The sequence below is a fragment of the Bacillus sp. G16 genome, assembly GCF_021282335.1.
In the GTDB taxonomy this organism is placed as follows: domain Bacteria; phylum Bacillota; class Bacilli; order Bacillales; family Bacillaceae; genus Bacillus; species Bacillus inaquosorum.
On the sequence record NZ_JAJSOZ010000004.1, the window covers coordinates 203758 to 216043 of the forward strand.

Annotated in this window: 10 protein-coding genes; 1 reads left to right on the top strand and 9 read right to left on the bottom strand. The window is 46.2% G+C overall.

The window, feature by feature from the left end; all coding sequences use genetic code 11:
• Positions 1-10: 10 nt before the first annotated feature.
• From LWH95_RS06610 to zapA, 8 genes are all read right to left on the bottom strand, one after another.
• Complete coding sequence (locus tag LWH95_RS06610; protein WP_003237668.1) at positions 11-787, bottom strand: enoyl-CoA hydratase; 777 nt, start codon at positions 785-787, stop codon at positions 11-13.
• A gap of 14 nt (positions 788-801) precedes the next feature.
• On the bottom strand, positions 802-1386 hold the full coding sequence (gene fadR / locus LWH95_RS06615) for a fatty acid metabolism transcriptional regulator FadR (RefSeq protein WP_003237670.1): 585 nt from the start codon (positions 1384-1386) through the stop codon (positions 802-804).
• 110 nt (positions 1387-1496) lie between these two features.
• On the bottom strand, positions 1497-3179 hold the full coding sequence (gene lcfA, locus LWH95_RS06620; RefSeq protein ID WP_148982119.1) for a long-chain-fatty-acid--CoA ligase LcfA: 1683 nt from the start codon (positions 3177-3179) through the stop codon (positions 1497-1499).
• A 188-nt stretch (positions 3180-3367) separates the two neighbouring features.
• Positions 3368-3772 carry a DUF350 domain-containing protein gene (locus LWH95_RS06625; protein ID WP_003237674.1) on the bottom strand — a complete coding sequence of 135 codons (405 nt, stop codon included), beginning with the start codon at positions 3770-3772 and terminating at the stop codon, positions 3368-3370.
• Positions 3773-3786: 14 nt separating this feature from the next.
• Positions 3787-6144, bottom strand: coding sequence for an endonuclease MutS2 (locus tag LWH95_RS06630; RefSeq protein WP_232919184.1), 2358 nt, complete (start codon positions 6142-6144; stop codon positions 3787-3789).
• 20 nt (positions 6145-6164) lie between these two features.
• Complete coding sequence (gene polX, locus LWH95_RS06635) at positions 6165-7877, bottom strand: DNA polymerase/3'-5' exonuclease PolX (protein ID WP_232919185.1); 1713 nt, start codon at positions 7875-7877, stop codon at positions 6165-6167.
• 72 nt (positions 7878-7949) lie between these two features.
• Positions 7950-8483, bottom strand: coding sequence for a CvpA family protein (locus LWH95_RS06640; protein ID WP_003237680.1), 534 nt, complete (start codon positions 8481-8483; stop codon positions 7950-7952).
• A 6-nt stretch (positions 8484-8489) separates the two neighbouring features.
• Positions 8490-8747: a cell division protein ZapA gene (gene zapA / locus LWH95_RS06645; RefSeq protein ID WP_003237682.1), complete on the bottom strand. Its 258-nt coding sequence runs from the start codon at positions 8745-8747 to the stop codon at positions 8490-8492.
• A gap of 133 nt (positions 8748-8880) precedes the next feature.
• On the opposite strand from zapA, the gene rnhC reads away from it, so the two are divergent.
• A complete protein-coding gene (gene rnhC / locus LWH95_RS06650) occupies positions 8881-9822 on the top strand; it encodes a ribonuclease HIII (RefSeq protein WP_060399235.1) in 942 nt (313 codons plus the stop codon).
• 35 nt (positions 9823-9857) lie between these two features.
• On the opposite strand, the gene pheT is transcribed toward rnhC, so the two are convergent.
• On the bottom strand, positions 9858-12272 hold the full coding sequence (pheT, locus tag LWH95_RS06655) for a phenylalanine--tRNA ligase subunit beta (RefSeq protein WP_232919186.1): 2415 nt from the start codon (positions 12270-12272) through the stop codon (positions 9858-9860).
• Positions 12273-12286: the final 14 nt, after the last annotated feature.

Below are 12286 nucleotides of genomic sequence, written 5' to 3' on the forward strand. Positions count from 1 at the left end.
ATATCCCCTTTTATTCGCCTTTGAACTGAGGCTTTCTTTTTTCGAGAAATGCCTGGATGCCTTCTTTGGCGTCCTCTGACTCAAATGCTTCTCCAAACCGCTTCGCTTCAAGCTTTAAGCTGCCTTCATAGGAATACACCTTGTTTGAGTAAAGAAGCTCAAGCAGTGATGCCAGCGTTTGCGGGCTTTTTTCTGCAAACTTAGCGGCAAGTGCTTTTGCTTTTTCAAGCACTTCTGCTTCATCCTTTGCTCCAATTGACACAAGCCCGAGATCAAGCGCTTCTTTTCCGGATATCGGTTCTCCAGATCCGATGAGCTCAAGCGCTTTGGCTGTACCGATATATCTTGGTAGACGCTGTGTCCCCGCAAAACCCGGTATAATACCGAGGTTAAGCTCCGGGAGCCCCAGTTTGGCATCTTCTGCCGCAATTCTGATATGACAAGCCATCGCAAGCTCCAGCCCTCCGCCAAGAGCAGCACCGTGAATCGCTGCGATAATCGGTTTCGGGAAGCCTTCAATTCTTTCCATCAGCTGCTGGCCGCGCTCAGCCAGCAGTGAGGAATCCTCATTGCCTTTAAGTGATGTAAATTCTTTAATATCAGCGCCGGCTGAGAAAAATCTTCCCTCACCGTGAATGATAATGCTTCGTACGCCTGCATCTGTCTCACATTGATCAAGACAGGAGGACAGCTCTTCTAATATCCGGCTGGAAAGCGCATTTGCCGGCGGATGGTGAATCGTCAAAACTGCCACAAATTGATCAACTGCCAGTGATATTGCATTCATAGGACAGAACCCCTTTACTTATTGTGAATTCCGGACACCAACAATTCTAAAACGCTGTCTGACAAGGCAGCGAGATCGTACTTTTGGTCATTCATAACCCAAGTTGTCACAGTTTCGTCAATCGTTCCAAAAATCATCTGCCGGGCGAGGCGGACATCGAGGCCCTCTTTTAATTCGCCTGATTGTATGCCTTCGGTCAAGATGCCATCTAAAATATTTAAGTAGCCTTTTAATATTTCATTGATTTTCTGGCGCAGCTCCAAGTTTGACTGGCGGAGCTCAAGCTGAGTGACAATCGCGAGATTATGGTCATCGGCTAAAAGGGAAAAATGCTTTGAAATCACAAGCGCCAGTTTCTCTTTCGCTGTTGTCTTTTCTTTTATGTCCTCTTCCATCCGCTCAATAAATTGGCCCATTTTTTCTTTGAAAAGAGAAATTAAAATGTCTTCTTTGTTTTTGAAATAGAGATAGATGGTGCCGTCCGCTACTCCGGCTTGTTTGGCAATTTTGGATACCTGTGACTGGTGGTAGCCGTTTTCCGCAATGACTTCTACTGCTGCATCAATAATCTGCATATACTTTGGCCGTTTTTGCTTCAATGTTCATCGTTCCTTCCTATAGAAATGAATGACTATTCATTCATAATTTCATGATAAAAAGGATTTTCGGCTTTGTCAAGTTTATTCACAGGTGTTCTCTTTTTCTTCTGTTATTTGATGTGATGATTTTCAATTTCTTCTTCGAGTAAACGCCTTCTTAAAATTTTCCCGACCGCTGTTTTCGGCAGCTCTTTTCTGAACTCATAGGCTTTCGGCACCTTGTAAGGAGCGAGGCGGGATCTGGCAAAAGCGTCCAGTTCTTCTGCATCGGCTTTTGCATCTTTCTTTAACACGACAAATGCTTTTACTGTTTCTCCCCTGTAGGAATCGGGCACACCTGCAACCACAATTTCCTGGATGGCTTCATGTTCATAAAGCACCTCTTCGACTTCACGCGGGTAAATATTATAACCGCCGGCGATAATGATGTCCTTCTTCCTGTCGGCAATATAGAAAAAGCCCTCTTCATCCATATAGCCCATGTCTCCGGTGAACAGCCAGCCGTCTCTTAGTACAGCGGCGGTTTCCTCCGGTTTGTTCCAATATCCTTTCATGACTTGCGGACCTTTTACAATGATTTCTCCATGCTCATATGGAGCGGCAAACTCACCGGTCTCCTCAGAATAGATCGCTGCGTCAGTACCCGGCCAAGGACAGCCGATACTGCCCGGCTTGTTTTTCCCCCAGATAAAATTGGCGTGCGTCACTGGTGATGCCTCAGACAAACCATAGCCTTCCACAAGCTTTCCGCCAGTCACCTTTTCAAATTTCTGTTTTACCTCAACAGGGAGCGCGGCAGATCCGCTAAGACAGCTTTTAATCGATGACAGATCATATTGCTGCAATTCAGGGTGATGCAAAAGGCCGATGTAAATCGTCGGTGCGCCTGGAAAGAGCGTCGGTTTTTGTTTGTCGATGATTTTAAGCGTTTCGAGCGGATCGAACTTAGGAAGAAGAATCATTTCAAAGCCTTGCTTAATCGAATAATTCATCACTGCCGTCAGCCCGTAGACGTGAAAAAACGGGACGATGCCAAGCACTTTTTCAGCGCCTTCCTTCACATCGTACATCCAAGCCGCGCACATTTCGGTATTGGCCAAAATATTCCGGTGCGTGAGCATGACCCCTTTTGGAGCCCCCGTTGTTCCTCCGGTATACTGGAGAACAGCGATATCATGTTCAGGATCAATCTTCGGGATTGTCAGAAGTTCCATTTTTTCCTGCTTTATGCTAGAGGCGAACGTGTGAATGTGATCTTTTTTGTCAAAATCGATGTGCACTTTTTGTTTTTGCGTCAGCGGGTAAAGAATATTTTTCGGAAAAGGCAAATAGTCTTTTATGCTGGTTATCAAAATCTGATCGACAATTGATAACGTTTTCATTTTTATTGCCTTCGGGAAAAGCAAATCTAAGGTGATGATCACGCTTGCCTCAGCATCTCTCAGCTGGTATTCTAGCTCGTGCTCGGTATAAAGCGGATTCGTCTGCACCACGATGCCGCCGGCAAACAAGACACCGTAATAAGAAATGACTGATTGCGGGCAATTGGGCAGCATAACAGCCACTCTGTCTCCTTTTTGCAGGCCATTGTTCTGCAAAAAAGCTGCGAGTTTAAGAGCGTCCGTCAGAATGTCATGAAAGGTGAGTTTTTTTCCATAAAAAGTTATTGCGGTTTTGTCAGGGAATTGTGCGGCGGAGTCTGTCAGGATGGATTGCAGGGTTTTGTTCGGCAATGGAAGCTCATGCGGGATATCGTCGGGATACTCGGCAAGCCACGGCTTTTGAGACTGCATAAAACCTCCCCTTTCGGTTTTTGAGTTCCACCCTATCATTATAGCAGATGGACGGCAAAAAAAAGAAAAAGAAAGGGAAATCTTTCTTTTTCTCATGATACGAACAGATATATAAGACCAATTAACAAAAAGATTCCCGCCGCGGCGAGTAGTACTTTTGCAAGCTTTTCCATCTATTCTCCGTCCCCTTATATTCCGGCTGCCACCACAAATGAAAGCCCGACAGAAATGACAAATGAAATAAAGCCGACAGCCCGGTTATCATTCTCGATTTCCTGATCAATTTTAAACCGCGGAGTCAAAAACTCAAAAATAAAGTAACTGATCAGAAGCATAACAAACCCGTAAACGCCCCAGCCGATCATTTGCAGCAGAGAATTGTGCTGGGAGATGGAATGCTGAAACACGTTTGCGATTCCTAAAATTTTTCCGCCGGTCGCCATTGCCACCGCAAGATTCCCTTTTTGAATCTCTTCCCAGTTTTTATAAGCCGTCACCAGCTCAAACACAGTCAAAAAGAGGACGAGGCAGAGAACCGCGACACTGTAATATGCCGCGATTTCCACAAGCTCGTTTTCCCAAAAATCACTCATGGCCATACTCCCTTTTATTTTAGTTCAACAACCGTAACGCCTGATCCTCCCTCACCTGCTTCACCGAAACGGGAGCTTTTAACGCTGCGATGGTTTTTCAGGAGATCCTGCACGCCTTTTCTTAAAGCGCCGGTTCCTTTTCCGTGGATGATTGACACTCTTGGATATCCGGCTAATACTGCATCATCCAAGTATTTTTCAACACGGCTGAGGGCATTTTCATAGCGTTCGCCGCGAAGGTCAAGTTCAAGCGATACGTGGTAGTCCTTCCCTTTGACCGCCGTAATGATTTTTTCTTTTTTTGGTTCTGGAGCTGATTTGATAAACTCCAGGTCTTTTTCTTTTACTTTCATTTTTAAAATTCCGATTTGAACATTCCATTCATTGCCGCCGGTTTTTTCAAGCAGTGTTCCTTTTTGCCCGAAGGTGAGGACTTTCACCTCATCACCAGGCTTGAAGTCGCGTTTTTGCGTTTTCGGTTTTTCTGGTTTTTTGGACTTTTCAAAAGTAGGAACTGCGCCTTCTAACCGTTTCTTCGCGTTGATCAGCTCGTGATCCTTGAAGGATTTGTGTTCTTCTTTTATTGAGCGCAATTCATGAATAATATCTTCGGCTTCTTTCGTTGCCGCTTTTACTTTTTCAGCCGCTTGCTGTTCAGCCTCTTCGAGCATTTTGTCTTTTTTGCTGTTGAGCTCGATAATTTGCTGCTGCAGCTCTTTATGCAGCTTTTCTGCTTCTTTTCTGATTGATTCCGTCTCAGAAAGTTCTTCTTCCGCGCGTTTTTTGCTTTGTTCGAGCGACGCAATCATCGTGTCGACTTCGTTATGCTCGGCCGTCATTTCTGATTTGGCCTGCCCGATAATATGGTCCGGGAGTCCGAGGCGTTTTGAAATTTCGAAGGCGTTGCTTCGTCCCGGCACACCAATTAAAAGTTTATAGGTTGGTGACAGTGTTTCAATGTCAAATTCGACGCTGGCATTCATGACGCCTTCTCTGTTATAGCCGTACGCCTTCAATTCCGGGTAATGCGTCGTGGCTAACACTCTAGCATTGGTGCGATGCACGTCATCCAAGATGCTCATGGCGAGAGCCGCCCCTTCCTGCGGGTCTGTCCCTGCACCCAGTTCATCGAAAAGCACAAGGCTGTTTTCATTGACATGTTCTAAAATGCCGACAATGTTCACCATATGGGATGAGAACGTACTTAAGCTTTGCTCAATCGACTGTTCATCGCCGATATCAGCGAACACATGCTCAAATACGGCGGCTTCTGACCCTTCATCTGCCGGAATATGAAGTCCGGATTGCGCCATCAAGGTTAACAGGCCTAACGTTTTAAGGGTGACTGTTTTCCCCCCGGTGTTTGGCCCTGTAATGACAATGGTTGAAAAATCGCCGCCAAGCTCGATGTCATTAGCAACCACTTGATCAGGCGGAAGCAATGGGTGGCGTGCCTTTTTCAAACGGACAAAGCCGTTGTCGTTCACGATCGGTTTTGTCGCTTTGACCGCTTTTGCATATCTTGCTTTTGCAAAAATAAAGTCAAGCGTCTGCAGCACTTGCAAATCTTGAAAGAGCTCTTCTGTGTGCTCCGCCGTATGCTCTGTGAGCACGCGCAAAATCCGTTCAATTTCTTGCTTTTCTTTCACTTTCGCCTGCTGAAGTGAGTTGTTCATATCTACAATTGCCTGCGGTTCAATGAACAGTGTCGCGCCTGAGGAAGAGGTATCATGCACAATTCCTCCGTAGCTTGATCTGTACTCTTGTTTGACCGGGATCACAAAACGGTCATTCCGAATCGTAACGATCGTATCAGACAGCATTTTTGAAGCGGAGGAGGAGCGCAGCATGGACTCTAACCGGTCTCTGATTCTCGATTCGAGTGTTTTGAGCTGTGTGCGGATTCCTCTTAATGTTCCTGATGCATGATCAAGCACTTCTCCGTGATCATCAATGCAGGAATTAATGTCCCGTTCTAAATCGGAAAGCGTGATAAGCTGTTCAGCATGCTGATGGATCAGCGGAATGTCGACACCGTCTTCAGCCATTTGGCTGATAAAATGTTTCATTTGTTTAACTGCGTAAAGCAGACCTGAGATCTCAGTGAATTCTGAAGGACTGAGAACACTGCCGATTTCCGCCCGTCTTAACGCTCCTCTAATATCAGTAAGGCCGCCAAATGGCGCCTGCCCTCTCAGCCGGATAATGGCGGAAGCTTCATCTACTTCATCAAGCTGTTTTTTGATTTCGTCTATAGAAGCAGAAGGCTTAAGCTCGAGAAGCATTTCTTTTCCGAGCGATGAAGCGGCGTGCTCAATAACCTGTTCTTTCACTTTATGAAATTCAAGAGCTGATAATACTTTTTGCTGCACGATTGTGTGAGCCTCCTTACTTAATCGTTGCGCTTCAGGAATGCCTCTACGTCTTTAAGCGACCGGGCATTCAGAACGTTTTTCGTTTCCGTCCATCCTTTGCGCGCGGCAGTAACGCCGGTTTTCATATCGTCTAACATCTCAATATTATGGGCATCGGTATTAATGACCAATGTGACCCCTTGTTCGTTTGCTTTGATTAAATGTTCTGTGCGCAAATCGAGGCGCGCAGGATTGGCGTTGAGTTCAAGCGCCGTATTTGTTTTCTTCGCAAGCTCAATCAGCTTATCAATATCGATTTCGTAACCGGCCCGTCTGCCGATCAGGCGTCCGGTCGGGTGTGCGATAATGTCAACATGCTTGTTGGTCAGTGCCGTCTCAAGCCGTTTCATAATGACGTGTTCCGGCTGATTAAAGCTGGAATGAATCGATGCAATAACGATATCCATTTCGGCCAGCACGTCGTCATCATAATCAAGCGTACCGTCAGGCAGAATATCCATCTCGACGCCTTTCAAGATCTGGAAATTCTCGAACTCAGCATTCAGTGCGTCAATTTCTTTTGCCTGCTGCTTGAGCCTTTCTGCAGTCAGCCCGTTGGCAACCTTTAAATATTGCGAGTGATCGGTGATCGCCATATATTGATAGCCTTTTTCCATGCATGCTTCAGCCATCTCTCTGATAGAAAACGCCCCATCGCTCCACGTTGAGTGCATGTGGAGATCTCCCTTGATTTGCTCGGGCTCTATCAATTCAATGCTGTCGCTGTAGGTTTCCACTTCTTGCCCGCTTTCACGGAGCTCCGGCGGAATCAGCGGCAGGCCGAAGTGCGCATAAAATTCACGTTCACTCGGAAATGTTTTGATATCTCCGGTTTCAACTGTCTCGACGCCGTATTCACTGATCCGCTCGCCGCGTTCTTTCGCGATTTGGCGCATCTTAATGTTGTGATCCTTTGATCCCGTAAAATGATGGAGTGTTGTCGGAAACTGCTCTTCCGTGACAAGACGGAAATCAACGCTTGTTTCATATTCAAAGGAAAGGATAACGGACACCTTCGTATCTCCGCTCGCGATCACGCTTTTGATGTTTGGCAGTGCAAGCAGCTGCTCTCTTACTTCAGCCGGATGATCTGTGGCAATGATATAATCCAGATCCTTCACCGTTTCCCGCGCTCTGCGGAGACTTCCGGCACGGGAAAATTTGATGATATCCGTAAATTGAGCAAGATGCTCTTCAATGTCCCTGGCGATCCGGAGGGCGTAGCCGATCGGGAACCGTTCAGGCTGTTTTCCGGCTTCCCCGAGCGCCTGTAATATTTTTTCTTCTGATTTTTTGCCAAAACCCGCAAGACCTTGTACCTTTTGCTGTTCACAGGCTTCCTTCAGAGATTCTGCATCATGTACGCCGAGCTCTTTATACAGCTTTGCGATTTTTTTGCCGCCGAGGCCCGGCAGCTTCAATAAAGGCACGAGTCCTTCCGGCACTTCTTTCTGCAGCGATTCGAGTGTACTTGACTTTCCTTCATCTATATACTCTTTAATGACGCTGTACGTTCCTTTTCCAATGCCGGACAGCGACATCATATCGTCCATTTCTGATAAACTGCGGTCATCCTGTTCCAGGGCTGCCGCTGCTTTTCGGAAGGCGGATACTTTAAACGGGTTGTCCCCTTTGAGTTCCATGTAGACTGCAATGGTTTCAAGCAGCCGGATAATATCTTTTTTATGCATACAATAACCCCCAGACGTTCACATATGTTTCCATCATACTTGAAAAAAACTTCTCCGGACAAGAGAAGTTTTTTATGCCCCGTACTGTGTCCACAGCTCTTGTAGGAGCCCTGACAAATACGGTGTATGGTTAATGATCACATTTGCGAGAGACGATTGCCCCATCATTTGCTGCAAAGCATCTACCGGAAGCACGGATGCAACATACAGCAGCACAAATGTAAATAAATAGACTTCAAGAAAACCGAGAACGGCGCCCAGCACCTGGTTGATTTGTTTAATCACCGGAATGCCGGCTACAATACTCAAGAATGAGCCTATGATTCTCAGTAAGATTTTAGCGATAATAAATAAAACGATAAACGCAATCGCATTATAGTAGGCTGCTTCCAAATTTCCCGTAAAAAAAGAAAGAGCCGGCTGTCCCGCTGAAAAATCGGGTGCGGGAATCCACTTTAAATGCGGCGCCACATTTTTATAGAATAAAGCCGCAAAGGCGATCGATAAAATAAAGCTCGTCAAGCGGATAAACTGCAGAATAAAACCGCGTTTTAATCCCAGTAAAGTCCCCATCAGGAGCAAGATTAAGATGATGATATCTAGCATAGTTGTTCAATCCTTTTCTTTAAGCTGACGCTCCAGTTTCTCATATTTCTCTTGTAATTTGACATAATCGTGCACCACATTTACCGCTGTCAGCACTGCAAGTTTATTTATATCAAGGTATGGATTTTTTTCATTGATTTCTCTCATTTTATCATCAACAATTCCGGCGACATACCTCATATGGGCTTTGCTTTCTTCACCGACAATCGTGAAGTGCTGGCCGTAAATGTCAACGGTTGTTTTTGTTTTTTTGCCGTCAGACAACGTTTCTCCTCCATTCCGTGAGAATCCTAGTTCTTATCATAACACGTTTATTAAATGAATGGAAAGACGAGCCTCCCGCTGTTATGATACACTGGTATATACAGCGAAAAGTGTAAAAAAAGGAGATTATTACGTGTCCCATTCTGTTATAAAAGTACCGTTGTCTGCTATTGACCAAATGAAAATGACGTATAGCGGTTCGCTTACTGCCTCTGTTCCGCAGGGAGCCGTTTTTCAGGCGAAACCGCCAGGCTGTACCATTACAGCATATAAATCCGGCAAGGTCTTATTTCAAGGTAAAAACGCAGCGGCAGAATCCGCGCGCTGGGGAACAGCAGAGCCGCAGGAAAAGAAGAAAACGGCCAAAAAGCCGGCTGATCCCCGCTATGTTCCTCCGGCAAATATCGCCGGAATGTCTGTTATCGGCTCTGACGAGGTCGGAACTGGAGATTACTTTGGCCCGATGACGGTTGTATGCGCGTACGTCGACAAAACCATGCTTCCTTTAATGAAGGAACTCGGTGTTAAGGACTCTAAAGACTTAAAGGACCCGCAAATCATTGAGATTGCCCGAAACCTGATCAAAACCATTCCGTACAGCCTGCTTGTGTTAAAGAATGAAAAATACAACAGCATGCAGGAAAAAGGCATGAGCCAAGGGAAAATGAAAGCCTTGCTGCACAATCAGGCCATCACCCATTTGTTAAGAAAAATGGACGGGGTAAAGCCTGAGGCCATTTTGATTGACCAATTCGCTGAGCCTGGCGTCTACTTCAATCATTTAAAGGGCAGAGACATTGTGAAGGAGCGGACCTATTTTAGCACAAAGGCTGAAGGCATTCACCTGTCAGTCGCCGCTGCTTCAATCATTGCAAGATATTCGTTTTTAATGGAAATGGATAAACTATCGCGTGAGGCAGGAATGACGCTTCCGAAAGGGGCCGGCCCGCACGTGGATGAGGCGGCTGCCAAGCTGATCCTTAAAAAAGGGGCATCCGCTCTCAGAGCCTTTACAAAACTCCATTTTGCCAATACGCAGAAAGCGCAGCGCCTTGCCGCTAAAAAACGTTCATAGAAAAAAGCTTGCAGATAAATCTGCAAGCTTTTTTATTAGCCTCTTAAAACGGCCTGATATTTGTCTTCTAACGCCTTCAGCACTTTGCTGTGCGCCTTTGTCACTTCTTCTTCAGTCAGGGTTTGTTCAGGGTTTACATATTGAAGTGAGAAAGCAACTGACTTTTTGCCTTCCTCCATATGCTCGCCTTCGTATACGTCAAAGACGGATACTTCTTTCAGAAGCTTTCCGCCAGCCTCTTTAATGACGCTTTCGAGCTGGCCGCTTGTGACGGATTTATCTGTTACAAGCGCGATATCACGTGTCACAGACGGATATTTTGGAATCGCCGTGTAAACAAGCGGCGCTGTTTCCGCTGCGAGTAACGCATGAAGATCAAGCTCAAACACGTATGTCTCTTTTATATCCAGTTCTTTTTCCAATGAAGGATGGACTTGGCCGATGAAGCCGATAAGAGAACCATTCAATAGAATGTTCGCTGTTCTGCCTGGGTGCAACTGTTTGCGTTCAGACTGAACAAATTCAATGCTGTCGAGGACGTTCAGTTTTTCTAACAGCCCTTCTACAATTCCTTTAGCGACGAAGAAATCAACCGTTTTTTTCTCGCCCTGCCACAGCTGCTTGCGCCATAATCCGGTAACAGCTCCTGCCACGCGTTCTGTTTCAACAGGTTTTGTGTCCTCTTCCTTCGTCAGGAAAACGGAGCCGACTTCGTACAGTGCGACTGAGTCAGTCTGTCTCGCCAGGTTGTAAGAAACGGAGTCAAGCAGATTCGGAACAAGACTGTGTCTGAGAATGCTTCTTTCTTCACTCATCGGAAGCGCAAGCACAGTGTTCAGTGATTTTTCAATCGCAAACGCTGCCGCTTTCTTCTCGTTTGTCAGTGAGTAAGTGATGGCTTGTGACAAGCCTGCGCCTTCAAGAAAACGTCTGACTTTACGGCGTTTTGCCTGATATGGCGTTAATCCGCCTGTTGTTCCCGCTGTCTCAGGAAGCGTAGACGGAATGTTATCGTAGCCGTACAGTCTTGCCGCTTCTTCAATTAAATCCTCTTCGATTGTAATGTCACCGCGGCGTGATGGAACTGTCACGACGAGCAAATCATTTGCTTCACCGACAGTAAAGCCGAGACGATTATAAATGCTGATCAGTTCTTCTTTGCTGATTGTCATGCCGAGGACGCGGCTCACTTTATCAGCAGAAACATGAATGTTATTTGCTTCGATTGTCAGGTGATCTTCCTCAACCGTTCCAGCGAGCACTTCACCGCCTGCATACAGTTGGATCAGCTGTGCAGCCCGTTCTGCCGCAAGACGTACGCGCGCCGGATCAATGCCTTTTTCAAATCTTACGCTTGATTCACTTCTCAACCCAAGATCTTTGGAAGCCTTGCGAACCGTCTGTCCGTTGAAGTACGCAGCCTCAAGCAAAATCGTTTTCGTATCTTCCTGAACCTCTGACTCTGCTCCTCCCATGACACCGGCAACGGCTTGCGCTTTCGTTCCGTTCGTAATGACAAGGTGATCGGCAGACAGCTTACGTTCTTGATCATCAAGGGTTAAGATCGTTTCATTTTCAGCTGCTTTTCTTACTACAACTTCCTTGGAGCCGAATCTGTCATAATCAAACGCATGAAGCGGCTGTCCGTATTCCAGCAGGACAAAGTTTGTGATGTCAACAACGTTGTTGTGCGGGCGAATGCCTGCATTCATCAGCTTTGTCTGCATCCAAAGCGGTGACGGAGCAATCGTGACGTTTTTAATGATTTTCGCAGTATACAGCGGGTTCTCTTCTTGATCTTCGACTTTGACAGCGATGTAATCAGACGCTTGTTCTGAAGCAGCCGGATAATCCGTTTGCGGAAGTTTTACCTCTGTATCTAAAATCGCCGCAACCTCGTAAGCAACACCAAGCATGTTCATGGCATCCGCGCGGTTTGGCGTTAAACCAAGCTCAAGGATCGCATCGTCAAGCTGTAAAGCTGCTAAAGCATCGTTTCCTGTTTCAGCGTCATTCGGGAATACGAAAATGCCTTCCGCATACTCCTTCGCCACAAGCTTGCTTTCAATGCCAAGCTCCTGTAAAGAACAGATCATGCCGTTTGATTCTTCACCGCGAAGCTTTGCCTTTTTGATTTTGAAGTTGCCCGGCAGCACCGCTCCGACTGTTGCAACTGCGACTTTTTGTCCTTTATCCACATTCGGCGCGCCGCAAATGATTTGTACAGGTGCTTCCGCTCCGATATCAACAAGGCATTTATTCAGCTTATCAGCATTCGGATGCTGCTCGCGCTCCAGCACGTGGCCGATGACAACGCCTTTGATGCCTTCCCCTTTGTATTCAATTCCTTCAACCTCAATACCGGCTCTTGTAATTTTCTCAGCAAGAACAGCCGGGTCCATGCCTTTTATGTCAACATAATCCTCTAACCATTTATAAGAAACAAACATCCTTGCATCCTCCT